Below are 24377 nucleotides of genomic sequence, written 5' to 3'. Positions count from 1 at the left end.
AAGAATCAATGTCCAACGGTACACCCAGGCAGTTGAGCTGCACATTTGATGCTTAATGCTTCAACGATGCCTCGTCCGAGACCGCTGCTAGAAATAGCGCACGGCACCGAAAATCGGAGGAAGTGAATCGCAATGAAGGAAAAGGTACATCGCTTGATGGACCGCATGCAGATTCGCCATGCCCATATGCGCAACACCTGGTATGGGCCGGTACTCTCCCCGGTTCTTCTCGTCGCAGGCTTCGTATTGCTCATTGTTGGCATTATCATTTTGCCAACTCCTGCTCCCGGATGGCTCTGCATCTTTGTTGCACTGGGAATTCTCTCGTTGGTGCATCCGCCGACACGTCGCCTGAACATCTGGTTGGCAGCAAAATTGGACGCCTTTTACGCCTGGTATGCGGAGCGTCATGTGGCAATGAAAGCAACACTTTTCCTGTTGCTAATGGCGTTTATGGCCGCTGTAATGGGCAGCGTCTACTACTTCATGGCTCCGGATGACTGGCCATACACCGACGCTTCAAGCTAGGAGCCTGAGCGCTTTCCAGGCTCCTAGTACAGTGCCCCTAGTCCAGTACTCCTAGTACAGTGCGCTAGCCATCCTCCGGCGTGCATCCAATGCCACTGGATCTGCGGTATCGAATAGCACAAGCAGCTCTAGTAGACGCGACTTGATGGCCTCACGGTCATCGCCAAACACCTGCGGGAGCAACTTCAACAAACGATCGAGCGCCTTCGCTGGATCGTCGACAAGCATCGTGACATCCGCGGCATCGAGGGCGAGCGCGACGTCCTTCGGCGCAGCGTCGGCCTTTGCAATTGGATCTGCGCTGCGATCGATTTTGGCAGCGCGGGCGAAGAAGGACACATTCGCGTGAGCGCGCTTCAGCCCCTGATTTGCGGGCTCGGACTGCAGCATAGCGTCATACAGCTCCAACGCTCCGTCGAAATCGCCCTCCTCGAGCAACTCTTCAGCCTGCTCCAAACGCGGGTCATCGGTGGGTACGGGATTGCCGAAGAAGTCAGTCGGCTCCGGAGCCTCCGGCCCGCTGCCCTCCCCAGCCATACGAGTTCCCGCCGGCAACCCCTTGAGACGACCCCGAGTGGCCTTCATAACCTGCGCCAGCCACTGCTCCAGCCAATCCCTGGTTTTCTCGCCGACAAACATGCCAATGGGACTGCCCATAGCCACAGCCGTGACTGTCGGCACTGCCTGCACACCGAATGCCTGGGCCAGCTGCGGATGCTCCTCAGCATCTGCCCACGCCAGGATCCAGTTCAAATTAGCCTCACGGGCCATGCCTTCTAGCTCAGCCCGAAGACGCAACGAATCAGCTGCTCCAGCCATGCCGATCAAGACAATAACCGGGACCTGCTCCGAGCGCAGAACGACTTCTGCCTCAAGGGTCTGCGGGACAATCTCAACTACAGGAGGAAGCCCATTTCCCTGATCACTGGTTGCCCGCTCGATCTCCTCTCGGCGCTTACGTTCGGCTTCGGCGCGCTGGTGGAGCTGCTCCAAATCAACCGTGCCGGGTGGTGGCGGCGGAGTCGAGCACTCGCGGTGACCGTGTGCTCCATGCGAGTGACCATGAGAATGGCCATGTGCGTGACCATGTCCAGCTGGCATCGTCAAAGGGGTTCCTCTCCAGTGTCGTCGTAAAGCCTATGTAAAGACCTATGTAGAGCCTACGTGTCCAATCCGAACAAGAGACTAGTCGGTGGCTTTCAGCGCATCCTCGACCGCATCCACTTTCGCACGCAGCTGCCCGGTGTATCCGTTGCGAATGTCCGCTTTGATGACCAGAGAAGTACGCGGACTGACACGGCTGACTGCTTCCGTGGCTCGCTTAATGACATCCATCACCTCATCCCATTCGCCTTCAACAAGGGTGAACATGGCATTGGTCTCGTTGGGCAGGCCAGATTCGCGCACAACACGCACGGCTTCAGCAACGGCCTCAGCCATTCCCTGCTCAGGATCGGAGAAAGTGGGGGCAACAGAAAATGCGACAATCATGGCGCCGATAATAGCGAGTACCCTGGAAACTATGAGTGAGACACAGATTCCCGTTCCCCATAAGTACGTAGTCGCTGTTGATCACGTCGGCGTCGCAGTCCCGGATTTTGATGCCGCTATTGAGTGGTACCGCGCAAACCTTGGTTTCATCAACTACCACGATGAAGTCAATGAAGAGCAGGGTGTCCACGAGGCCATGGTCGGCCCGGCCGACAAGGTTGAAGGTGGCACTCTGGTTCAGATTCTCGCGCCACTGAATGACCAGTCCACGATTGCAAAGTACCTGGACAAGAAGGGTCCAGGAATCCAGCAGTACGCAGTTCGTGTCACTGATCTGGAGGCGCTGATGGCGCACCTGAAGGAGCAGGGCACCCGGGTGCTGTACCCGGAGCCGAAGATCGGTACCGCAGGTTCGCGCATCAACTTCATCCACCCGAAGGATGCCGGCGGCGTCCTGCTGGAGCTCGTTGAGCCGGCTAAGTAAATCTATCCCCAGCGGCGCGTGATAGTGCGGTGAGCTCTATTGCGCCAGCAGTTAGTGTGCCAATGGCGCCGGTCATCGGCGCCTGCACCATAATCCTGCGGCCAAGCTACGATGTGCGAGGTCCCGGGCATGATTTCCTGGTCGCACCCTGGACAGCGATAAACCTTGTTCGACTGTCCAGCGCTGATGTTACGCACCGCAAAGTCCACGTCCTGCCAACCGGCAGGCCCAGATTCAGTGCGGGTGTTTTGGAAAGAACTGCCAAATGTGGGCAGGCTGCCGCGATTCTGGCCGTGGTTATTACGCCCGCCGCGTTGGTTGCCTCGTTGATTACCGCGCCGCTTGTGGTTTCGCCTAGGCATGGCTAGAACAACCGCAATTCATTGGACTCCAGGCCACGCAGGGCGTCGTAATCCACGGTCACACAGCGAATCCCACGATCCTCTGCCAGAGTCTTGGCCTGTGGCTTAATCTCCTGGGCAGCAAAAATCCCTTCCACCGGTGCCAGCAGCTCATCGCGGTTCAGCATCTCCAAGTAACGGGTTAGCTGCTCAACGCCATCGATACCGCCCCGACGCTTAACCTCGACTGCAACGGTGGCGCCGTTTTCATCGCGGCCAAGCAGGTCCACCGGTCCGATCGGGGTTGGGTATTCGCGCCTAATCAGGGTGTAGCCCTCGCCAAACGTTGTGAACTGATCTGCAAGCAGTTCCTGTAGATGCGCTTCTACCCCGTCCTTCTCCAGGCCAGGGTCCTCTCCCAGTTCGTACGTGCTATCAGCCAGCACCTTGCCGATAGTTATACGAAGCTGCTCGCCCTTCTTATTCTCGACGACCCAGAGCTTTTCACCAGTGTCTTCACCCGACTCGTCGAGAATATCCTTCTCCGTCAGCGTGCACGGCGGTGTCATCCAGTTTAGAGGCTTATATGCACGGTCGTCGGCATGCACAGAAACAGACCCATCGGCTTTCACCAACAGCAAGCGCGGGGCATGAGGCAGATGGGCATTCAAGCGACCGACATAGTCAACGGTGCATTCAGCAATCACAAGGCGCATTCCCCTACCCTAACGTGACTGCCGCGCGGGAGAAAACAATACCCACTAGAGCCTTAGCAATAGCCTGTCGTCCGAGGCTAATACTGACTTCCTCGGCCACGGTTATAAGCCGAACGGAAACGGCGCTCAATGTCTGTAGGAAACTCACGAGTCTGGCGTGACGACGGCTTCGACTCCACCCACGCCACCAGCGCAGTGTCCGAGGACGAGTCCACAGCAAACTCCCATTCGGTATTTTTCCCCGTTTTAATCCTGACTACCCGAAGCCCGGGCGCGAAAAAACCCGCCTCGATGTCAGTCGGATCTCGGCGATCCACAATAGTGACATCGTGACGGGCAAATTCGGCATCACAGCCAGGACGCAGCGAACGTAGCTTGTACATCTTCAACGTCGACTCGGAATAAACAATGACACCATGGCGCCAATGACTGCCATCACCTGCAGGAAGGCGACGAGCAATAACAGGAGTACCTTTTGCATGCAGGCTGGCGAAACGCCACAGGGCAAGGACCCCGCCGACGATCAACATCGCACCGATAATCATGAACATGATTGACATCATGGTTACGCTTGAAAACACTATCTGCCAGCCTCGCATCCGGGTGAATAGACGACGAACCTTGGTTCAAAAGCGCATTAGAGGCTTTTTACAAACCCTACCCGATTGTTGCACTGACATGAAAAATAACTAAGAAAAACGGGGCGGGAAGCTGGCAAGATTTCTCTTGCGAGCTCCCCGCCCCGTTTAAAGAAGCAGGAAGAATACGGTCGTGCGACCGGATGTTCAGGCGAACAGACTAGTTGGTGGAAGCGCGACGAGCCGCGCGGACCTCCGACTCAGCCTGAGCCTTTACTGCAGGGTCATCCGAAGTCAGGTTGGACTCGGCCTCGGAGAGGTTAACCTCGTCAGCCCAGACTGCCTTATCCGCGAGGATCGAAACCTTCGAGGTAGACACGGAAATGAACCCACCCTGTACCGAAGCGACAAGAACCTTGCCGTCTGCGGTCTTGATGGTCACCGTGCCGTTGTTGACCAGCTGGCCAAGCAACGGCTGGTGTCCGGGCAGCACGCCGATCTCACCCTCGGTGGTCTGGGCAGAGACCAAAGTGGCCTTGCCCTTCCAGAGCGGTCGCTCAACGGCAACCAGTTCAGCGGTGATTTCAGCCATGAGGATGCCCCTTACTTCTTCTGCATTTCAGCGTACTTCTTCTCGACATCGTCGAGGCCACCCAGGCCGTCGAAGGCCATCTCCGGGTAGTTGTCGAAGTCGCCCTTGCAGATGCGGTCGAAGGCAACGATGGTGTCCTTCAGCGGGACGTACGAACCAGGCAGACCCGTGAACTTCTCAGCAACGAAGAAGTTCTGACCCAAGAATCGCTGGATACGACGTGCACGCTGCACGGTCACCTTGTCCTCCTCAGACAGCTCGTCCATACCGAGGATGGCGATGATGTCCTGGAGTTCCTTGTTCTTCTGCAGGATGTTAATAACCTGCTGAGCAACTCGGTAGTGCTCCTCACCGACGATCGACGGCTCGAGGATACGAGAAGTCGAAGTCAGCGGGTTCACTGCCGGGTAAATACCCTTCGATGCAATCGAGCGGTCGAGCTCGGTGGTTGCATCGAGGTGGGCGAAGGTCGTTGCCGGAGCCGGGTCGGTGTAGTCATCGGCAGGCACGTAGACGGCCTGCAGAGAGGTAATCGAACGGCCCTTGGTGGACGTAATGCGCTCCTGCAGAACACCCATCTCGTCAGCCAGGGTCGGCTGGTAACCCACGGCGGAAGGCATACGACCCAGCAGGGTCGAAACCTCAGAACCGGCCTGGGTGAAACGGAAGATGTTGTCAATGAAGAGCAGCACGTCCTGGTGCTGAACATCGCGGAAGTACTCCGCCATGGTCAGACCCGACAGCGCGACACGCATACGGACTCCCGGCGGCTCGTCCATCTGGCCGAAGACGAGGGCGGTGTCCTGGAGAACGCCCATCTCTTCCATTTCCAGGAAGAGGTCGGTGCCCTCACGGGTACGCTCACCAACACCGGCGAAGACCGAAGTACCGGAGAACTCGCGTGCAATACGAGTAATCATCTCCTGGATCAGAACGGTCTTACCGACACCGGCACCACCGAACAGACCAATCTTGCCGCCCTTAACGTACGGGGTCAGCAGGTCGATGACCTTAATACCGGTTTCCAGAATCTCGGTCTTGCCCTCGAGCTGATCGAAGGCCGGCGGCTCACGGTGGATGCCCCACTGCTCGCCATCGCGACCCAGGCCCGGCTCGTCCAGGCAGTCGCCCATTGCGTTAAAGACGTGACCCTTGACGACGTCACCAACCGGAACCGAAATCGGCTTACCGGTGTCCTTGACCTCTGCACCGCGGACCAGGCCGTCGGTCGGGGCCATAGCAATGGTACGAACCATGTTGTCGCCGAGGTGCTGTGCAGTCTCGAGGACAATGGTCTTGGCGACCGAAGGAAGGGTAACTTCCACGGTCAGCGCGTTGTAAAGTGCCGGCAGTTCGTTACGCGGGAACTCCACGTCGACGACGGCACCGATGACACGCACAACACGGCCCACAGCCGTGGTGGTGTTCTGCTCACTTAGAGCTGTGCTCATATCTAGTCACTTTCTCCGCTGTCGTCGAGCGCACCGGCGCCACCGACGATTTCTGTGATTTCCTGGGTAATCTGTGCCTGACGTGCCTGGTTAGCAACACGCGAGAGGTCCTTGACCAGCTCGGTAGCGTTGTCCGTCGCGGACTTCATAGCGTTACGACGGGCAGCGGACTCAGAGGCAGCGGCCTCGAGCATCACTGCGAACAGGGTACGGGACACGTACTGCGGCAGAAGCTCTGCCAACAGGGTGTCTGCATCAGGCTCGAATTCGTAGTCCGGCTTGAGGTCATCTGATCCATCGGACAGCATGTCCTCGCCCTGAGCAATCTCGACATCCTCGTACACAGGCTCAATCGGGAGCATCTGGTGTGCACGCGGAATCTGAGAAAGCATGGACACGAATTCCGTGTAGACAACGTGGACCTGGTCGAAGCCCTGAACGGCCTCGCCGTTGGTGCCACGCAGGCCTTCGCGGTACTTGGCAGTGCCCTCGGCCGTAGCGTTGAAACCATCAATGAGGTGACGACGCACGTCGTGGGTTGCGGCGTAGTCCGGATCCTGGGAGAAGCCCTCCCACGTACCGGCGAGCTCGACACCACGGAAGTCGTAGTAGTCGGTGCCCTTACGGCCAGTCACGTAGAGAACGACCTCATGCCCCTGCTCTTCCAGAGCGGTACGCAGCTCTGCAGCCTTCTTCAGGACGTTGTGGTTGTAGCCGCCACACATGCCGCGGTCACTGGTGACAACCAGGACTGCAACACGCTGGTTACCCTCACGCTTTACGAGCATCGGGTGATCCAACGACGAAGCCGATGCGAGACGTCCGATGACCTTCTCGATTTCGTCGGCGTACGGCTGGGAGTCTGCTACGCGACGCTGCGCCTTGGTAATGCGCGAGGTTGCGATAAGCTCCTGGGCCTTGGTGATCTTCTTGGTCGAGTTCACCGACTTGATTCGGGCTCGAAGTTCACGAAGATTCGCCATGTCCTATTCCCTCCCTTCAATTGCGAAAACGGTCATTGAGTAGCTCAACCTGCCTAGTTCTGGGCAGTCTTGCGGGAGACCGTAATCTGCTGCTTCTTGAGCTCGCCCTCGTCGAGTGCCTCGACCGGAGCCTCGGAAGCCAGCGGTGCGCCCTCAGAAGTCTGGAAGGACTTCTTGAAGTTAGCGGTAGCGGACTTCAGAGCAGCCTTGGACTCGTCAGAGAAGGCGACGCCGCCGTCAATCTGCTCGAAGACTGCAGGCTGAGTGTCCTGCAGGTGCTCAAGCAGCTCGGCCTCGAAGCGACGGACGTCCTCAACCGGGACATCGTCGAATTCGCCCTCACCAGCGAGGTAGATGGAGGTCATCTGGTACTCGACCGGCTGCGGGTGGTTTTCCTTCTGCTTCAGCAGCTCAACCAGACGCTGACCGCGCTCCAGCTGACGCTTGGAGGCATCGTCCAGGTCGGATGCGAACATTGCGAATGCTTCCAGGTCGCGGTAGGACGCGAGGTCCAGACGCAGGTTACCGGAAACCTTCTTCATGCCCTTGGTCTGTGCGGCACCACCAACACGGGAAACCGACACACCGACGTTAATAGCCGGGCGGACACCCTGGTTGAACAGGTCGGACTCGAGGAAGACCTGGCCATCGGTAATGGAAATGACGTTGGTCGGAATGAAGGCCGACACGTCGTTTGCCTTGGTCTCGATGATCGGCAGTGCGGTCAGCGAGCCTGCACCCATGTCGTCGGAGAGCTTCGCAGCACGCTCCAGCAGACGGGAGTGGAGGTAGAAGACGTCACCCGGGTAAGCTTCGCGTCCCGGCGGGCGACGCAGCAGCAGCGAGATGGCACGGTATGCCTCTGCCTGCTTAGTCAGATCATCGTAAATGACCAGGACGTGCTTGCCCTGGTACATCCAGTGCTGACCCAGTGCGGCGCCTGCGAATGGTGCAAGCCACTTGAAGCCTGCGGCATCCGACGCCGGGGCAGCAACGATGGTGGTGTACTCGAGTGCGCCCTGCTCCTCGAGGGTCTGGCGCACACCAGCAATGGTGGAGCCCTTCTGACCGATAGCAACGTAGATGCATCGCACCTGCTTGCTCGGGTCACCGGACTCCCAGTTAGCCTTCTGGTTCAAAATGGTGTCCAGGCAGACCGCGGTCTTACCGGTCTTACGGTCACCAATGATCAGCTGACGCTGACCACGACCAATTGGGGTCATTGCGTCGATGGCCTTAATACCAGTAGCCATCGGCTCTTCAACCGGCTGACGCTGCAGCACGGTCGGTGCCTGCAGCTCGAGGACGCGGTCCTCTTCAGCCTCAATGTCGCCCAGGCCGTCAATCGGCTGGCCCAGGGGGTTAATTACGCGACCGAGGAACTTGTCCCCGACCGGAATCGAAAGGACGTCACCCGTCCGCTTTACCTCGTCACCCTCTTTAAGCGACTCGAAGTTACCCAGCACCACAACGCCGACCTTGTCGGTGTCAAGGTTCTGAGCGACGCCAATAACGCCGCCCGGGAACTCCAGAAGCTCATTCGTCATGACCGACGGCATTCCCGAAACCTGGGCGATACCATCAGCTGCACTGATAACAACGCCAACCTCCTCACGGGAGGCCTCCGGGGAGTAGCTCGAGGTGTAGTTCGCAATCGCGCTACGGATCTCGTCGGAGGAGATCGTCAGCTCCGCCATGTTCTTCCTGCTCTCGGTAATATTCTTCCAGTGATTAATCGTCTAAACCATCCGTCAGCCGAGGCCGACGCGCAGCTTCTCAAGCTTTGTTGAAAGGCTACCGTCGATGACCTCGTCGCCAACCCGGATGACCAGTCCACCGAGAATCGACTTGTCGATCACGGTGTGGATGGACATCGCCTTGCCGTAGACTCGGCCGAGCTTGTCCGCCAGTGCTCGCTCTTGCTCGTCAGAGACGGCCGTGGCACTGGTCACGCGAGCGACGACGTGGTTCCGCAGGCCGGCGGCTAGCCGGGACAGGGAGTCAATGTCGTCCGCGGGGCGCTTGGATGGGCGGCCAACAGCCTGCAGTGCCAGGGTTTCGGTCACGGAAGTGACCTTGCCGTACAGCACAGAGGCGAGGAGCCCACGCTTGGCTTCGGGGGTTGCGGCCTTGTCGGCCAGCAGCTGTTCAAGCTGCGACTGCTCAGCCAGGATGTGTCCCAGTTGGAACAGCTCAGACTCAACAGTCTCAAGCTGTCCCTGGCCTTCGGCAGAGCGAAGGAGGGCTCGACGGCCCAGCTCTACCAAACCCTCACGCATTTCACGCGGGGTGGACCATACCTGCGCGGCAGCATCCACGACGAGGTTAAGAGTCGTCTCAGATACCTTGCCCGCGAACAGGCTCCGGACAAGGCCGGAACGCTGTTCCGCAGTCGCCGAGGTGTCGGCGACAGCGACACGCAGGCCGCGGTCGGAGTCCAGGACCTCGACGATGTCGAAAAGCTCGGAACCAGTCTGAGCAGCCTGAGCAACAGCGACATTGTCGCCACCGATAGCGGCGTCCAGTCGCTGGCTAAGGGCTGCCAGGGATTCGCGGCTTGCTGCGTGCATGTCGCCTACTTTCCGGCCGGGGCCACGGTGTCAAGGTTGGACAAGAAGTTGTCAATCGTCGACGAGTTACGAACGTCGTCGGAAAGCTGCTCGCCCAGAAGGCGCTCAGCGAGATTGATGGAGTTCTGGCCCATTTCCTTACGCAGCTCTGCGACTACCTGCTCACGCTGGGCAGCGAGCTGCTTCTCACCGGACTCGATGATTCGTGCGCTCTCGTCATTAGCCTTGGTCGTAGCGTCTGCAATGATGCGCTGACCCTGTGCACGGGCTTCGTCGCGAATCTTTGCTGCTTCAGTACGGGCCTCTGCGAGCTGACTGTTGTACTTTTCCAGAGCGGCCTTGGCTTCAGCCTGTGCAGCTTCAGCGCGTTCAATGCCGCCCTCAATCCGGTCCTCCCGCTCGGTCAGGACCTCCTGGAACTTCGGAAGAACGAGCTTCCAGAAGAGAACCAGGATAACTACCAGCGGGACAACGGACCAGACGATGTCATAGGTCTTTGGCAGCAGCGGGTTAATGGACTCTCCCATCGGGAGGTCACCCGCCGCTAGCAAAAAGGTGAAATCTGTCATGGTTTACGTGTTCTCCGCTTGAAGGTCCGGACTTAGAAAACGAAGCCTGCGACCAGGCCGATCAGGGCGAGAGCCTCAGTGAAGGCGATACCCAGGAACATGGTGGTACGCAGCTGGCCGGCCATCTCAGGCTGGCGTGCCATACCCTCAACGGTCTTGCCGGCGACGATACCGATACCGAGGCCCGGGCCCAGGGTGGACAGACCGTAACCGATGGTCTTCAGGCCAGCGTTGGTGTCGACAGCCTGGACAGCGTCCTGGGCGGAGAGGATGACGTCGTTCATTATGAACCGTTCCCTTTCTTAAAGGATGGCCCCGGATTAAAGATTGTTCTAAGTAGGCCCGGGGCTTTTGTGGGTCAAGTGGGTCTTGCTATTAAATTTGCGAGGCCTTGTTGCCGAAGTTGCGGCCTCATTAGTTATGGGTTAGTGCTCGTCTGCGTGCAGCGACAGTTCGATGTAGACGGCGCTCAGCAGGGCAAAGATGTATGCCTGCAGGAAAATCACCAGCATCTCGAACAGCGTGAATGCTACCGCAGCGACAAGGGTCAACCCGGACAGGGCGGTCCAACCATTCAGCTGCCAGAAGAAGAAGTTCGTGGCACCGAAAAGCAGGACTAGAACCATGTGGCCCGCCAGCATGTTGGCCATCAGACGGATGGTCAGCGTAACTGGGCGGAGAACGAAGTTGGAGAAAATCTCGATCGGCACCACGATGAGGTGGAGTACCGGTGGCAAGTTCGGAATAACGACTGCCGACTTCACAAACTTGAAGAAGCCCATCTTCTTCGAGCCCGCGTAAATGAAGGCAACGTATGCGAACAGGGCCAGAACCAGTGGCATACCGATTCGGGCGTTCGGCGAAATATTGAGGCCAGGAATAATAGCCGCAATATTCATCGAGATAACAAGGAAGAAGATGGTGGCCAGAACCGGAAGGAAACGACGCCCCTCCTTCTTACCCAGAATCTCCTCCGCGATGTGGATGCGGACGAAGTCCAGCATCAACTCCGCAACGTTCTGCAGACCAGTCGGCACGAGCTTCGGACGACGCATTGCGACGACGAAGAACACGGCGACGATCACGGCCATCAAAAGACGAACAATCATCAGGCGGTCCATGGCGTACCAGTCGCCACTGCCACCTAAAATGAAGTCGCCAAATTGTTCACCCGGGAAATACTCCTCCTGCAAGTTGGGTGAGTGAAACTCACCCCGCATCTCGGCAAGTGTTGTAACGCTCAGCGTTCTCTCCCGTGATTGGGCCGCTAGAACTATTGTCAAGCGGTGCGAAGGACGTCATTTAACGTGTCGCGCCGCGGATTCCATTCGCTCATCAGCACGGCGCTCACGGGGACCGTACCTGTGGAAATGATAGTTATTTCGCTACAGGCCGTCTTACCCGAAACTCAGGATAACAGTTCTGACTCATTTTCCCCACCCGGTACACCCCCGCGTTTCCGACCCCGAAACCAACAAAGAGGCCGACCCCCGCTGTGGGTTTCGGCCTCTATTTGTGGCATCTTCTGCACAAACTGGACAATATGCTTATTACCTGCGGTTTTAGAGGCGCATTGCAGCCTCTCAGCAGGTCAACAAGTTATTAACGAGCTATTCGTCCTTCATTGGTTGCACATAAGTGAGGTTAGATTGCGACATTCCCCACACTTCTGCACCCAGCGTCACCATCAGCGTGAGTACAACAGTGACGAAGAAAGTCATGTTGTCATAAAACTCAAGATTTCTAATAACAACCAGGACACCGATCAATACGACAATCTTCAACAACCAGCCACCCAGTACAACGGCAAGCGTGACGGACGGCGAAGTTCGAGCAGTAAAGAGGATGCCTAGAACGGTAAGCAATACGAAGCTTCCGCTAATGCCCGCACCAAGGAGTACGCCCCAGACACCGGGCATACCGTTTTTGCCACCCCAGACCAGCAGCGAAAGCACGGTAATCACAGCGAGCGCGATTGCGCCCGAGCGAGCAGCAGCCAGCAGCGGTCGCCGCGAATCGTCGTATTTAGACTCGGGCTCCGGAGTTGTTTTTTCAGTCACGGTCGAAGATTGTACCTTCTGCGTCCACGTCGACGTCTTATAACCTGCCGGACCCCACTTCCACTTCTGGGACGCGCTCCCGTTGAACGGTCGTCGGCAAGCGCATTGCGACGGCGGAGGGTGAAGACAACCGCGATGATAAGCAGGATCCCGAAGGTGAGAGCGACAAATTCAAAGGGGAAAATGGTGGTGGCAACGGCGGCGTACGCGACGACCGACACCCATAGGTAAAGCACTAGCACCACGCGGCGATGACTGTGTCCCATCGACAGGAGGCGGTGGTGAATATGCATTTTGTCGGGTGAGAAGGGTGACTTGCCCTGGCTGACGCGGCGAACGACAGCAAGCAGCAAGTCGAGCATTGGCACGCTAATTGCTGCGATGACGACCACAACCGGCGAGATTAGAGCGATGACGTCAGCGGTGCCGTACATGGAGGGCGCGATGCGTCCCGACGCCGACACCGATGCCGCTGCGAGCAGCAAGCCGATCATCATGGCACCGGAATCGCCCATGAAAATGCGTGCGGGCTCGAAGTTGTGCGGCAAGAAGCCCAGGCAAGCGCCGAGGAGGCACGCGGAAATCATCGCGGGTGGATAGGCAGACACGGTTCCGCCTTGGTCGTGAAGCATGACCATCGAATAGACAAGGATTGCAGCTGCGGCGATCATGCCGAGTCCAGCTGCGAGACCATCGATGCCGTCAACAAAGTTGAAGGCGTTAATCAATGCCACAGTAAATAGGACAGTCAAGACTGTGGACATGATTGGATCGAGAATGAGCGTGGCGCCGCCACTGAACGGGATATAGAGCAGATACCAATTGACGCCCATAAATGACATCAAAAGTGCCGCCGCGACCTGCCCCACCAACTTCGTGAGGGCATCTAAGTCAAAGAGGTCATCCCAAATACCGACGATTAGCAAGAGCGACGCGGCCGCCACAACTGCCCTCATATCTGGAGTCATGGGCGGAAAACCACGGTTGAGAGCCGGCATCACCGAGGCAAGGGCGATAGCTGCGACCACCCCGGAGTACATCGCCACGCCTCCGAGCCTGGGCTTCGGAATATCGTGGACATCGCGCGTGCGGGGCGCATCCAACCAGCCCGAGCGGACCAGCACATAACGCACCACTCCAGTGAGCAAATAACTGACAGCAGCGGAAACTAAAACGAGCATGGCGAGCTCGCGGATGGGCACACCTGCCCCACCCGACTGGGCTGCCAATAAGCTCATGTCCGCCACTAGGTACTACTCACCCACACAATCGCTGCAGATACTAAACAGGAAAAGCCTTAGGTAGACAAGACTACTGCCCCAGCAGTCGCTCGGGCGTAGTACTCAAAACCTCGGCAACCGCCGCTGCTGACACAGCGCCTTCGCGCAGAATCCGCGGCACTGGAGTCGAGATATCGACAATCGTCGATGGGGTGCCAATCGTGGCTTCGCCGCCGTCGACGTAGACAGCCGCTTCCCCACCCAACATCTGCTTGGCACGCACGGCATTGGTGGCCGGTGCCTGGCCGGAGATGTTCGCACTGGACACGGCCATCGGACCGGTGCGGCGCAGAATCTCGATAGCAATTGGGTGCAGCGGCATGCGCAGCATGACCGTACCCGCGGTATCACCAAGGTTCCACGGCAAGCTCGGCGCCTGGTTCACAACCAGCGACAGTCCGCCCGGCCAGAAAGCCTCCACCAGCGTGCGAGCAGCTGGCGAGTATTCGCGGACGAGCCCCTCAATCGTGTTCCAGGAACCCACGAGCACCGGTACCGGCATATCCGGGCCGCGGTGCTTGGCACGCAGCAAGGAGGCAACGGCCTGGTTATCAAAGGCATCGCAGCCAAGGCCGTAGACGGTATCGGTAGGCATAACGACCAGCCGTCCTGCCTTCACTGCATCTACTGCTGCTGCAATTGCGCGTTCGCGGTTTTCATCTGTGCTGCAGTCCATAATCCTGCTCATCAGATTTGTGCTCCTGCTTCAAAGTTTGCTTTTAAGATCAATTTTTGCGTCCCACCGTAAAACGGTCACGGCCCGCAAAGTCACGGTGGACCTCTACATCAGCGTAATCCCAGGTGTCCTTTAGCAGTGAACTGACATCGTCTCCTGAAGAGTCATCGTGCTCGATGCCGATGACTCCACCCGGCCGCACCAGCGCATCCACTAGGTTCATCATAGGTCGAATGACATCTAGCCCATCGTCGCCGCCGAAGACCGCAGAGTGCGGATCAGCTCTCACTTCGGGGTCAACTTCGGTGTCTTCGGGCACATATGGAGGGTTGGACACAACAATGTCGGTCTCGCCTACCCATTCTGCGAGCTCAGCGCCATCATCAATCAGCTGAACATCCGTGACATCGCCAGCAATCAGACGCACACGCCCATCGCCGTACGTCTCGATATTCTTCGCAGCCCACGCCCGTGCCCGCTCAGAGAGCTCCACAGCCACCACGTCCGCTTCGGGTACGGCATCGGCGATCGCCAACGCCAACGCACCGGATCCAGTACACAAGTCAACGATTTTCGGCTTGACGACGCCACTTGCGACCAGTTCACGGGCTCGATCGATTGCCCACTGCGCGAGCAGTTCCGTCTCCGGCCGGGGTACAAAAACACCGGGCCCGACCTGTAGTTCCAGGCTCATCATCGGCGCCGTACCGAGGATGTGCTGCAGTGGCTCACGAGCCACTCTGCGGGCCAGTATCTCGGCCAGATACTTGCGACCGTCCTCATCGGTGTACGGTTCGTCTCCGCGGAAGATAATGTCTGCCGATCCCGCATCGACTGCGGCTGCAAATAGCGCCCGTGCGTCGGCATCCGGAGAAGCCAGCGCCGCGTCGTCAAGCGTGCGACGCGCATAGCGAAACAGCTCGCCGAGAGTACGGACGGAATCCGGTAACGTCGGCGAGCTATTTTCTGCGGGCGTGGGGCTACTCGGCTTCAAGACGCTCAGCGCGCTCCGCGTCGTGGAGGGCCTTGAGCAGGTCATCCATGTCGCCGCCCAGCACCGAGTCCAGGTTGTGAGCCTTGTAACCGATGCGGTGATCGGAAACGCGGTTCTCCGGGAAGTTGTAAGTGCGGATGCGCTCGGAGCGATCCATGTTGCGCACCTGAGACTTACGCTGGTCAGAGGCAGCCTCGGCGATCTCCTCTTCCTTCATCTGCTGCAGTCGAGCAGCAAGGACCTGCATAGCGCGGGCCTTGTTCTGAATCTGCGAGCGTTCCTTCTGACAGGTAACAACGAGACCAGTCGGAAGGTGCGTCAGGCGAACGGCGGAGTCAGTCGTGTTAACACCCTGACCGCCCTTACCGGAGGAGCGGTAGACGTCGACACGCAGATCCTTTTCATCAATCTGGATGTCTTCGACCTCGTCGGGCTCCGGGTAGACCAGCACACCAGCGGCGGACGTTTGAATACGGCCCTGAGATTCGGTAACCGGCACGCGCTGCACGCGGTGGACGCCACCTTCAAACTTGAACACGCTCCACGCACCGTCGCGGGACGGAGTCTTGGCTCGGATGGACATAGTCATGTCCTTCACGCCGCCGAGATCAGACTCGGACAGACCGAGAATCTCGGTGGTAAAGCCGTGCTTTTCTGCATAGCGCTGGTACATGCGAGCGAGCTCACCTGCGAAGAGCGCAGCCTCCTCACCGCCGGCACCGGACTTGAGCTCCATAACGATGTCATCGCTGTCGTGCGGATCGCGCGGAGCCAGCAGGTCGGCGAGCTTCTCCTCGAGTTCCTCTGCCTCGGCAGCGAGACGCTCAGCCTCAGCTGCGAACTCGGAGTCCTCGTATGCCATCTCGCGAGCTGCCTCCAGGTCATCCTGGACCTCAGTCAGCTTCTTGTGAGTCTGAATGACCGGCTGCAGCTCATTGAAGCGCTTGCCGACCTTACGGGCAGCCTTCGGGTCGTTGTGCAGCTCGGGGTCAGCCAGCTGCGCCTCGAGCCCGTGGTATTCGGAGAGGATGTCGTCAACTGCGGAAACCTGATTAGCCATTGAATATTCCTTCAGATTGTGATGGGTGAAATGCTGGTTGGTGCTGTGGTTTGCGGCTAACCCCAGCTAAAGCATGTCGTCCACATCAACGTCGGCGGCCATTGGTGCAGAAGAAGCCACCTGCATCAGGAATTCCTTGTTATTCCGGGTCTTCTTCAGCTGCTTAATCAACAGGTCAATAGCAGCCTGCGACTCCAGCGCGGAGAGGATGCGGCGCAGCTTGTGCATAATGCGAGCCTCCTCCGTGCTGAGCAGTAGCTCATCCTTACGAGTACCCGACGGGTTGACATCCACTGCCGGGAACACGCGGCGCTCGGAGATTTTACGGTCGAGCTTCAGCTCGGCGTTACCGGTGCCCTTGAACTCCTCGAAGATAACAGTGTCGCCTGCGGAACCGGTCTCCACCATCGCGGTGGCGATGATGGTGAGGCTGCCGCCTTCTTCGATGTTTCGGGCAGCACCCAAGAAGCGCTTCGGCGGGTACAGAGCGTTGGAGTCCACACCACCGGAGAGGATTCGTCCCGATGCCGGCGAAGAGTTGTTGTACGCACGGCCAAGGCGGGTAATGGAGTCCAGCAGTACGACGACGTCCTGCCCCTGTTCCACCAGACGCTTTGCACGCTCAATAGCCAACTCGGCCACTGCCGTGTGATCTGACGGCGGGCGGTCGAAGGTAGAAGCAATAACCTCGCCACGGACACTGCGCTGCATGTCGGTGACTTCCTCCGGGCGCTCGTCGACAAGCACGACCATCATGTAGCACTCGGGGTTGTTCGTCGCGATAGCGTTCGCAATGTTCTGCAGGATCGTGGTCTTACCGGCCTTCGGCGGCGAAACGATGAGCGCACGCTGACCCTTACCAATCGGCATAATCAGGTCGATGACGCGAGTGGTGAGAATCTTCTGCTCGGTCTCCAGGCGCAGGCGACGGTTCGGGTACAGCGGGGTGAGCTTAGCGAAGTTCGGCCGCTGCTTTGCCTGCTCCGGATCGATGCCGTTTACAGTTTCGACCTTGACCAGCGGGTTGTACTTGCGGCGATTACGGCCGTTGCCATGAGTGACCTGGCCCGAGCCATTCTCACGCGGCATGCGGACCTGACCAGTGACGGCGTCGCCCTTGCGCAGACCGTATTTACGAACCATTTGCGCGGACACCAGCACATCGTTAGAGCCCGGCAGGTATCCGGACGTGCGCACGAATGCGGTCTTGTTATCTAGCACATCGACGATGCCAGCCACCGGCTGGAGAACGTCATCCTCGCGGATCTCGTCCTGACCGCCGTGTCCCCCACCGTTGTTATCGCGTCCGCGACGGTCGCGGCGATTGCGACGGTTGCGGCGGTTACGGTTGCCACGACCGTCATCGTCATGGTTATTGCGGTCGTTATTGCGATTGTTGTTGCGACCGCGGCGGTTGTTGCGGTTGCCGCGGCCTTCATCGTCGTTGTCTCGATCGTGGTTGTTGCGATCGTTGCGGTTATTACGGTCGTTGCGATCACCGCGGTCATTACGATCATTACGATCGTTGCGATTGTCGTTGCGATCACCGCGGTCGTTGCCGTTATCGGAATCGTCGCGGCTATCGTTGCTGCGATCGTCCTGATTCTCCTGCTCGCGCTGACGAGCACGGTTACGACGATTTCGACGCTGCTGAGAACGGGACATCTCCTCGCGACCATCCGCGTTGGCGTCGTCTCGCTTGTCGTTGCCCTTGTCGCTCTTGTCGGCGCTCTTACTGGAACCCTTATCCGCGCTTTCCGACGGCGATTCCTTGGCATCCTTCGCCTTGGAGCCGGTATCCGCAGCCCCAGCCGCAGCCTTCTTCGCGCGAGATTTCCGAGCTGGAGCGGAACCAGCAGCCGGGGCACCATTCTTAATGGCCTCAATCAGCTCATGCTTGCGCATGGCGGAGATGCCGCGAATGCCCTTGCTGGAAGCGATTTCACGCAGTTCTGCCATTCGGAGGGCCGCAAGATTCTCTGGGCCGCCTGCCGTGGCAGTGGTGTCCGTATCGGTCACGGATGTCCTTTCATCGACCTTCCCTGCAGTCACTCTCTACAGGGGGCTATGTCATTGACACTTTTTCGCTCTTACTGCCCGCCACCGCGTGTGCTCCGTCGTCGAACCTTTACCACGTGCGGAAAAGTAGCCGCAGCTGACGGGAAACTATCGAAAAAGCCAGGCAAAAGACCTCGACGTTGAAACTAAACCGAGGCATCTTGCCTACATTATTTCCGCATCTCAAACCCGAGCGTCCGGGCTGAAGATGGTTAGGAAATTTTAGGTCCACAGCACCGCAAGACTATGTAGTCGCACTACTGATTTATGTGTTTTCAATGTCACGTTGCGCCATCGCGTTGTGTGAACAACTGCGAAGGTCAACGGCATGCGGAGTACATGAAGAAGTACGTATCTAGCCGCGTATTGAAAACGACCTATTGCCCAAGGATAGTCACCAAATAGTCAGGTAGCAACACTAGTTCTCACCTGCGTTTCGCTAGGTCGCGGGGCTGTGAGTCGGTACTGTAGAGCTCATGCGCAGTACGATGCCTCATATTCCTCTCAATATCGCTCAGATTGTGGAATACGGTCGCACCATTCACGGTCGGACTCCGGTGACCTCCTGGAACAGTGACGGCCCCGAGACCACCACTTTTGCCGCCATCGCCGCACGCGCTAGTGCGCTGGCACATGCACTTCGCGATGAGCTCGGCATCGACGGGGATCAGCGCATCGCTACCCTGATGTACAACTGCGCCGAACACTTCGAGGTCTTCCTCGGCGTCGCCTCCATGGGCGCGGTATTCCAGCCGCTGAACAAGCAGCTCATGCCGGATCAGATTGTGCACATTATCAATCACGCCGATGACCAGGTCATCATCGCGGACCCGACCGAGATCGAACTACTCGCCGAGGTTCTTCCGCACTGCCCGCGCGTCCGCGCTGTCATCATTATCGGTATCGGTGATCTGTCTGACGTGGCTGAGCAACTGCCGGATGGTATCCCGTGGTACTCCTACGAATCGCTCATCGACGGACGCCCCAGCCGCTTCGACTGGCCTGAGCTCGATGAAAACTCCGGTGCAGCCATGTGCTATTCGACGGGCACCGAGGGCGCACCTAAAGGTGTCGTCTACAGCCACCGTTCGCTGTACTTGCACAGCCTGAATATGCGCACCACTGACTCCTTTGCCATCTCGCATGGAAACCCGTGGCTTTGCTGTGTGCCCATTTATCACGTCCTGTCCTGGGGCGTGCCGCTGGCCTCCTTCATGTGCGGGGCGTCGCTAATCTTCCCCGGCGCGGACCTGTCCGCACCGCGTCTGGCAGAAATCATCGAAACCTCAATGCCGCGCGTAGCTCAGGGCGTGCCGACGCTGTGGATTAACCTCATGGCACACTACCTCAGCAATCCTCCGAAGCGCATGAGTCTGCAGGAGATTTTCTCGGGCGGTTCTCCTGTCCCACCTGCATTGATTCGGCTATGGGAAGAGCGCTACGGTGTCGATGTCATCCACTTCTGGGGCATGACCGAGACTTCGCCTATCGGTACCGTGGCACGACCTCCGTACGGCGCCTCCGGTGAGGCCCGCGAACGCTACCGTGTCAGCCAAGGACGTTTCCCGGACATCATGCAGTTCCGCATTGTTGATGACAACGACCGCGTGCTCGACCTGCATGACCGCAACCAGGGTGAGCTGCAGGTGCGCGGCAACACGGTCACCGGAGGCTACTACAGCTCTCCGGAGGCTCAAGATGGAGGCACCGCGCACTTCTTCCGCGGTGCGGAGGTCGACGAGGCTAGCGAACAGTTCACCGAGGACGGGTGGCTCCGCACTGGCGATGTCGGCTCGATTACTCACGACGGCTACCTGACTATTCATGACCGTGCTCGCGATGTCATTCGTTCCGGTGGCGAGTGGATCTACTCCGCTCAGCTGGAAAACTTCGTAATGGAAAGCCCACAGGTACTCGAGTGCGCGATTATCGGCATGCCAGATAAAAAGTGGGGTGAGCGCCCACTGGCCATTACGGTGCTGATGCCGGAAGTTGAACAGAGCAAGGAGACCGCTGAAATGCTCCGCGATGAACTGCGGCCAAAGCTGCCAAAGTGGATGCTGCCGGAGTACTGGGCCTTCGTGGACTCAATCGATAAGACCTCAGTGGGCAAGTTCGACAAGAAAGACCTGCGCTCGCACTTGAGCGCAGGTCAGTACAGCATCGTGAAACTGAAGGGGCCGGGCGAAAAGTAGGTAGCAGGCTAAGCCACTGGCCCGGCACCTGGCCGCAGCTGCGGCTTAGCCGTCGACCACGACCTTAACCGGCTCACCGATTCCCAGCTCCATGACCTTGATGCCAGCCTCGCGGGCATCGTCCAAGATCTTCTCATCTACTGCAGTAGTTCCCAGAACCATACAGGTCGGACCAGCACCCGAGAGGAATGCCGCGTAGCCACGGTTGCGCAGGCGGTTGACCCACTCTGCGGTCACCGGCAGCACGTCGGAGCGGTACGGCTGGTGCAGGCGATCTCGCGTTCCCTCCCACAGCAGTTCCGGGTGGGACTGCAGCGCTGCGGTCATAACCGCAGTACGAGAGACATTGAAACGAGCGTCGACATGCGAAACATCGCTCGGCAGCACCTGACGAACTGCATTCGTGGAGGCGTGGAATGCCGGTACGAGTGCGGTCGCCTGAATGGACTCATGCACCGGAATGCTCACTGCTCGGTACTGGGGCGCGGTGCGACCATCGACAGGCTTGTCGGTCCAGCTGACCACTGCCCCGCCGAGGACGGATGCACCAGCGTTATCCGGGTGGCCTTCGAATACCGAGGATTCTTGGATTACCTGGTCGTCGGTAAGCGGGAAGCCCGCCAGACCGTTAGCGGCAGCGACACCAGCAACGGCGGCGGCTGCGGAAGAGCCTAGACCGCGCGACTGCGGAATGGTGTTGTGGCAAATAACCTTCAGCCCCGGTGCCTCGACTCCTGCGGCGCGAAGGCCCGCGCGAATCGCGCGCACAACCAGATTAGACTCGTTGCGCGGCAGGTCGACTTCGCCCTCGCCGTGAATTTCAACGACGACACCGGACTCGATGACCTCGACCTCGACGATGTCATAGAGTGCAACTGCCAACCCCAGGGTGTCGAAGCCCGGGCCCAAGTTCGCTGACGAACCTGCAACCGTGACGGTGACCTTCTGACCCGGGAAAAGCTCCTGTGCCATTTAGATATCCATTCCTTCGATACGAATGACGTTGTTGACGGCCAAAACCGCGTCGTTGGCGCGCAATTCGTCGACCGTTGCTTCCAAATCCTTCTCCAGTGCCTTGTGGGTCACGATGACCAGGCGAGCGCCGTTGGAGCCCTCTTCCTGGCGGACGGTGCGCAGGGAGATGTTGTGATCAGAGAAGGTGCGAGCGACATCGGCAAGCACTCCGACACGATCGTCGACGTGCAGGTCGATGTGGTAGCGGGTGCGAACGTCACCGAAGTCGAGAATCGGCAGGTTAGCGTAGGTGGAATCTCCCGGTGCGCGACCACCGTGGACAATGTTGCGAGCAGCTGCAACGAGGTCACCGAGCACTGCGGAGGCGGTCGGATTACCACCAGCGCCGTTGCCGTAGAACATCAGGCGACCAGCGGCCTCGGCCTCAATGAAGACAGCGTTGAAAGACTCACGCACAGTTGCCAGCGGGTGACGACGTGGAATCAGCGCTGGGTACACGCGGGCGGAAATGGACTCCTTGCCATTTTCGTCCGTGACTCGCTCACAGGTAGCCAGCAGCTTAATGGTGCAGTCTGCGCTCTTGGCGGCTGCGATGTCGTCAGCGGTGATCTCGGTAATACCCTCGCAGTGAACATCATCAGCAGTCACGCGGGTGTGGAATGCCAGGCTGGCTAGAATAGCTGCCTTGGAAGCGGCATCGTGGCCCTCGACGTCTGCAGTCGGGTCGGCCTCGGCGTAACCCAGGCGGGTGGCCTCTGCCAGCATCTCGTCGTAGTCCGCACCAGTGGAGTCCATCGCATCAAGGATGAAGTTGGTAGTGCCGTTGACAATACCCATGACCTTATTGACAGTGTCACCGGCCAGCGAACGGCGCAGCGGCCCGACGACCGGGATAGCTGCAGCCACAGCTGCCTCGAAGAAAAGGTCGACACCCGAGGAATCGGCAGCCTCAGAGAGCTCCTCGCCGTGAGCGGCGACGAGTGCCTTGTTGGCGGTCACGACCGACTTGCCGGCACGCAGTGCCTCCAGCACAACGCGACGTGGGTAATCAATGCCGCCGATGACCTCGACTACCAGGTCAACGTCATCGCGCTGAACCAGCGAAAAAGCATCGTCGGTAAGAAGATCCTGATCCACATTCGGACGCGGCTTGGTCTTGTCGCTCACAGCAATACCAACGACCTCGACCGGTCCGCCGATGCGGCGCTCGAAGTCCTCAGCCTTCTCGTTGAGCAGGCGGTAAACCTCAGTACCGACTGTGCCAAGACCTAAAATAGCGACACCAACTTTGTGGCCCTCGCCCTTTCCAGGATTATTCGTTGCGGCAGTCATCGTGGCGTTTCACACTCCAGGCTTAGTAAGTCTTGTACGGTTTCTCGTCTTAATATTTGGGTCACTTGACCATCGCATACCGACACTACTGGTGGTCGCGTCAGCATGTTGTAGCGGCTGGCCATTGCGTAACAGTATGCCCCAGTAGCAGCGAGCGCGAACAGATCACCCTCGACAATGTCGTTCGGGTAGTTCGCATCGTTAATCAGAATGTCTCCCGATTCACAGTGCTTTCCGACGACGCGGGTGGGAATCCTGGAACCGGACACCTCGCGATTAACAACGCGACCATCATAGTTCGAGCCGTAAAGCGCCGGACGAATATTGTCGCTCATGCCGCCATCGACCGATACGTAACGACGGGTCATGCCGTCATCGATGGTCACATCCTTCAAAGTGCCCACTTCGTACACCGTGACCATGGACGGGCCAACGATGGCACGACCTGGTTCAACAGCCACTGCCGGAGTCGCAATGCCGATACGCTGCGCAAGCTTGTCTACGGCAGTGAGGATCTCGTCGGCAAGCGGAGCAACGTCGAGGGGCTGCTCGCCTGCGGTGTAGGCGATTCCGAAACCGCCACCGAGGTCGAGGGTGTTGAAGTGTTCCGAGATTTCAGTGCCGTGGCGTTCGACCAGCTTTTCCACCAGTGAGAACACGCGCTCGGCGGCGAGAATGAAACCGTCGGAATCGACAATCTGGGAGCCGATGTGGCAGTGCAGACCAACCAGGCGCAGATTGTCGTCCTCTTCTACGAGGTTGGCAGCTTCCAGCGCCGAACCGGACGCGAGGGAAAAGCCGAACTTCTGATCTTCATGCGCAGTAGCAATGAACTCGTGGGTGTGCGCTTCCACACCGGGCTTCACGCGAACGAGCACGTCCTGCACCACGCCTGCTTCAGCCGCCACCTGGGACAGGCGACGCAGCTCCGAACGGGAGTCAAGCACAATCTTGCCCACGCCAGCGGAGATAGCATCACGCAGCTCAGCGGTGGACTTGTTGTTGCCGTGGAAGGTCATGTCCTTGGCTGGGAATCCCGCAGCCAGAGCGATAGCCATCTCGTTGCCCGAGGCGACATCGAGATGCAGCCCCTCCTCCATTACCCAGCGGGCGATGGTCTTCGACAGGAAAGCCTTGGATGCGTAGTGGACATTCTCCGCGCCGCGGAAGGCCTTGGCCATCGAGCGGCAGCGGGAGCGGAAGTCCTGCTCATCGACGACAAAAACCGGAGTGCCAAATTCCTTGGCAATGTCGACCAGGCTCACGCCGCCAATTTCCACCGAGCCGGGGTTATCTTCGTCATCGCCCCGACGACGGGCGGTAGTTGGCCAGACATGCGCTGGTAGTTCATTAAATTGGGTGGAATCGGGTCGAGTGTAGCCACCCAGTTCGAAACCATTGCCGTCGATAGGCACGAAACAGCTCTCTTTCTCCGTTACCCGGG

The 24377-nt window shown here is 58.6% G+C and carries 24 protein-coding genes; 3 read left to right on the top strand and 21 right to left on the bottom strand.

The annotated features are described in order from the left end of the window. Positions 1-132: 132 nt before the first annotated feature. Positions 133-528, top strand: a complete 396-nt coding sequence (locus tag ADB08_RS07085; RefSeq protein WP_016422463.1) for a TIGR02611 family protein — start codon at positions 133-135, stop codon at positions 526-528. A 51-nt stretch (positions 529-579) separates the two neighbouring features. Here the strand turns inward: ADB08_RS07085 and ADB08_RS07080 are convergent, their stop codons facing one another. Then, positions 580-1629 carry a co-chaperone YbbN gene (locus ADB08_RS07080; RefSeq protein ID WP_049172058.1) on the bottom strand — a complete coding sequence of 350 codons (1050 nt, stop codon included), beginning with the start codon at positions 1627-1629 and terminating at the stop codon, positions 580-582. A gap of 84 nt (positions 1630-1713) precedes the next feature. After that, positions 1714-2019 carry a thiamine-binding protein gene (locus tag ADB08_RS07075; protein ID WP_049172056.1) on the bottom strand — a complete coding sequence of 102 codons (306 nt, stop codon included), beginning with the start codon at positions 2017-2019 and terminating at the stop codon, positions 1714-1716. Positions 2020-2050: 31 nt separating this feature from the next. On the opposite strand from ADB08_RS07075, the gene mce reads away from it, so the two are divergent. Further along, positions 2051-2503, top strand: a complete 453-nt coding sequence (gene mce / locus ADB08_RS07070; protein ID WP_005509354.1) for a methylmalonyl-CoA epimerase — start codon at positions 2051-2053, stop codon at positions 2501-2503. Between the two features lie 364 nt (positions 2504-2867). Here the strand turns inward: mce and nucS are convergent, their stop codons facing one another. The 16 genes from nucS to rho all read right to left on the bottom strand — a co-directional run bounded on the left by nucS (position 2868) and on the right by rho (position 18392). Then, positions 2868-3560 carry an endonuclease NucS gene (gene nucS / locus ADB08_RS07065; protein ID WP_005509457.1) on the bottom strand — a complete coding sequence of 231 codons (693 nt, stop codon included), beginning with the start codon at positions 3558-3560 and terminating at the stop codon, positions 2868-2870. 77 nt (positions 3561-3637) lie between these two features. Next, positions 3638-4141, bottom strand: a complete 504-nt coding sequence (locus ADB08_RS07060; protein WP_016422460.1) for a DUF2550 domain-containing protein — start codon at positions 4139-4141, stop codon at positions 3638-3640. A 217-nt stretch (positions 4142-4358) separates the two neighbouring features. Next, entirely contained in the window at positions 4359-4730 is a 372-nt protein-coding gene (locus ADB08_RS07055; protein WP_049172054.1) for a F0F1 ATP synthase subunit epsilon, read from the bottom strand. 11 nt (positions 4731-4741) lie between these two features. After that, positions 4742-6181 carry a F0F1 ATP synthase subunit beta gene (gene atpD / locus ADB08_RS07050; protein ID WP_005509621.1) on the bottom strand — a complete coding sequence of 480 codons (1440 nt, stop codon included), beginning with the start codon at positions 6179-6181 and terminating at the stop codon, positions 4742-4744. 2 nt (positions 6182-6183) lie between these two features. Beyond that, positions 6184-7164 (bottom strand): F0F1 ATP synthase subunit gamma, encoded by a 981-nt coding sequence (locus ADB08_RS07045; RefSeq protein ID WP_005509705.1) that lies wholly within the window; start codon positions 7162-7164, stop codon positions 6184-6186. A 53-nt stretch (positions 7165-7217) separates the two neighbouring features. After that, positions 7218-8861: a F0F1 ATP synthase subunit alpha gene (gene atpA / locus ADB08_RS07040; protein WP_005509387.1), complete on the bottom strand. Its 1644-nt coding sequence runs from the start codon at positions 8859-8861 to the stop codon at positions 7218-7220. Between the two features lie 54 nt (positions 8862-8915). After that, positions 8916-9734, bottom strand: coding sequence for a F0F1 ATP synthase subunit delta (locus ADB08_RS07035; RefSeq protein WP_048735245.1), 819 nt, complete (start codon positions 9732-9734; stop codon positions 8916-8918). Positions 9735-9739: 5 nt separating this feature from the next. Then, entirely contained in the window at positions 9740-10303 is a 564-nt protein-coding gene (locus tag ADB08_RS07030) for a F0F1 ATP synthase subunit B (RefSeq protein ID WP_005509352.1), read from the bottom strand. 32 nt (positions 10304-10335) lie between these two features. Continuing rightward, positions 10336-10587 carry an ATP synthase F0 subunit C gene (locus tag ADB08_RS07025; RefSeq protein ID WP_016422456.1) on the bottom strand — a complete coding sequence of 84 codons (252 nt, stop codon included), beginning with the start codon at positions 10585-10587 and terminating at the stop codon, positions 10336-10338. Positions 10588-10728: 141 nt separating this feature from the next. Next, the gene (gene atpB / locus ADB08_RS07020) at positions 10729-11523 is read right to left on the bottom strand and encodes a F0F1 ATP synthase subunit A (RefSeq protein WP_016422455.1); all 795 of its coding nucleotides are present in this window, start codon (positions 11521-11523) and stop codon (positions 10729-10731) included. Positions 11524-11913: 390 nt separating this feature from the next. Then, the gene (locus ADB08_RS07015; protein ID WP_005509564.1) at positions 11914-12363 is read right to left on the bottom strand and encodes a hypothetical protein; all 450 of its coding nucleotides are present in this window, start codon (positions 12361-12363) and stop codon (positions 11914-11916) included. Next, a complete protein-coding gene (locus tag ADB08_RS07010; RefSeq protein WP_224783720.1) occupies positions 12360-13592 on the bottom strand; it encodes a glycosyltransferase family 4 protein in 1233 nt (410 codons plus the stop codon). Before ADB08_RS07010 ends, ADB08_RS07015 begins: the two co-directional genes overlap by 4 nt. An 82-nt stretch (positions 13593-13674) precedes the next feature. Next, entirely contained in the window at positions 13675-14331 is a 657-nt protein-coding gene (locus ADB08_RS07005; RefSeq protein ID WP_005509411.1) for an L-threonylcarbamoyladenylate synthase, read from the bottom strand. 37 nt (positions 14332-14368) lie between these two features. Next, complete coding sequence (prmC, locus tag ADB08_RS07000) at positions 14369-15313, bottom strand: peptide chain release factor N(5)-glutamine methyltransferase (RefSeq protein WP_049172049.1); 945 nt, start codon at positions 15311-15313, stop codon at positions 14369-14371. Continuing rightward, a complete protein-coding gene (gene prfA / locus ADB08_RS06995) occupies positions 15300-16373 on the bottom strand; it encodes a peptide chain release factor 1 (RefSeq protein WP_005509382.1) in 1074 nt (357 codons plus the stop codon). The genes prmC and prfA overlap by 14 nt, the downstream gene beginning before the upstream one ends. A 66-nt stretch (positions 16374-16439) precedes the next feature. Next, complete coding sequence (gene rho / locus ADB08_RS06990; protein ID WP_049172046.1) at positions 16440-18392, bottom strand: transcription termination factor Rho; 1953 nt, start codon at positions 18390-18392, stop codon at positions 16440-16442. A gap of 515 nt (positions 18393-18907) precedes the next feature. On the opposite strand from rho, the gene ADB08_RS06985 reads away from it, so the two are divergent. Then, positions 18908-20626: a long-chain fatty-acid--CoA ligase gene (locus ADB08_RS06985; RefSeq protein ID WP_049172045.1), complete on the top strand. Its 1719-nt coding sequence runs from the start codon at positions 18908-18910 to the stop codon at positions 20624-20626. 45 nt (positions 20627-20671) lie between these two features. Here the strand turns inward: ADB08_RS06985 and thrB are convergent, their stop codons facing one another. From thrB to lysA, 3 genes are read right to left on the bottom strand one after another with little or no spacing between them, the layout of a single operon-like run. Next, the gene (gene thrB / locus ADB08_RS06980) at positions 20672-21598 is read right to left on the bottom strand and encodes a homoserine kinase (RefSeq protein ID WP_005509404.1); all 927 of its coding nucleotides are present in this window, start codon (positions 21596-21598) and stop codon (positions 20672-20674) included. After that, positions 21599-22933 carry a homoserine dehydrogenase gene (locus ADB08_RS06975; RefSeq protein WP_049172042.1) on the bottom strand — a complete coding sequence of 445 codons (1335 nt, stop codon included), beginning with the start codon at positions 22931-22933 and terminating at the stop codon, positions 21599-21601. Beyond that, positions 22930-24348 carry a diaminopimelate decarboxylase gene (gene lysA, locus ADB08_RS06970; protein WP_049172040.1) on the bottom strand — a complete coding sequence of 473 codons (1419 nt, stop codon included), beginning with the start codon at positions 24346-24348 and terminating at the stop codon, positions 22930-22932. Before lysA ends, ADB08_RS06975 begins: the two co-directional genes overlap by 4 nt. Between the last annotated feature and the right edge of the window lie 29 nt (positions 24349-24377).

Origin of the sequence: Corynebacterium sp. 239_CJEI (assembly GCF_001055995.1) — a bacterium.
GTDB lineage: Bacteria > Actinomycetota > Actinomycetes > Mycobacteriales > Mycobacteriaceae > Corynebacterium > Corynebacterium jeikeium_D.
The sequence above is the reverse complement of the archived record's forward strand: the minus strand, read 5'-3'. Positions and strand labels throughout refer to the sequence as shown.

Coding starts and splice junctions, on each gene's coding strand:
- ADB08_RS07085 (WP_016422463.1), top strand. CDS start 133: ATGAAGGAAAAGGTACATCGCTTGATGGACCGCATGCAGATTCGCCAT.
- ADB08_RS07005 (WP_005509411.1), bottom strand. CDS start 14,331: ATGAGCAGGATTATGGACTGCAGCACAGATGAAAACCGCGAACGCGCA.
- mce (WP_005509354.1), top strand. CDS start 2,051: ATGAGTGAGACACAGATTCCCGTTCCCCATAAGTACGTAGTCGCTGTT.
- ADB08_RS07080 (WP_049172058.1), bottom strand. CDS start 1,629: ATGCCAGCTGGACATGGTCACGCACATGGCCATTCTCATGGTCACTCG.
- thrB (WP_005509404.1), bottom strand. CDS start 21,598: ATGGCACAGGAGCTTTTCCCGGGTCAGAAGGTCACCGTCACGGTTGCA.
- ADB08_RS07030 (WP_005509352.1), bottom strand. CDS start 10,303: ATGACAGATTTCACCTTTTTGCTAGCGGCGGGTGACCTCCCGATGGGA.
- atpA (WP_005509387.1), bottom strand. CDS start 8,861: ATGGCGGAGCTGACGATCTCCTCCGACGAGATCCGTAGCGCGATTGCG.
- prfA (WP_005509382.1), bottom strand. CDS start 16,373: ATGGCTAATCAGGTTTCCGCAGTTGACGACATCCTCTCCGAATACCAC.
- ADB08_RS06975 (WP_049172042.1), bottom strand. CDS start 22,933: ATGACTGCCGCAACGAATAATCCTGGAAAGGGCGAGGGCCACAAAGTT.
- ADB08_RS07025 (WP_016422456.1), bottom strand. CDS start 10,587: ATGAACGACGTCATCCTCTCCGCCCAGGACGCTGTCCAGGCTGTCGAC.
- nucS (WP_005509457.1), bottom strand. CDS start 3,560: ATGCGCCTTGTGATTGCTGAATGCACCGTTGACTATGTCGGTCGCTTG.
- ADB08_RS07035 (WP_048735245.1), bottom strand. CDS start 9,734: ATGCACGCAGCAAGCCGCGAATCCCTGGCAGCCCTTAGCCAGCGACTG.
- ADB08_RS07075 (WP_049172056.1), bottom strand. CDS start 2,019: ATGATTGTCGCATTTTCTGTTGCCCCCACTTTCTCCGATCCTGAGCAG.
- ADB08_RS07045 (WP_005509705.1), bottom strand. CDS start 7,164: ATGGCGAATCTTCGTGAACTTCGAGCCCGAATCAAGTCGGTGAACTCG.
- ADB08_RS07055 (WP_049172054.1), bottom strand. CDS start 4,730: ATGGCTGAAATCACCGCTGAACTGGTTGCCGTTGAGCGACCGCTCTGG.
- atpD (WP_005509621.1), bottom strand. CDS start 6,181: ATGAGCACAGCTCTAAGTGAGCAGAACACCACCACGGCTGTGGGCCGT.
- atpB (WP_016422455.1), bottom strand. CDS start 11,523: ATGCGGGGTGAGTTTCACTCACCCAACTTGCAGGAGGAGTATTTCCCG.
- ADB08_RS06985 (WP_049172045.1), top strand. CDS start 18,908: ATGCGCAGTACGATGCCTCATATTCCTCTCAATATCGCTCAGATTGTG.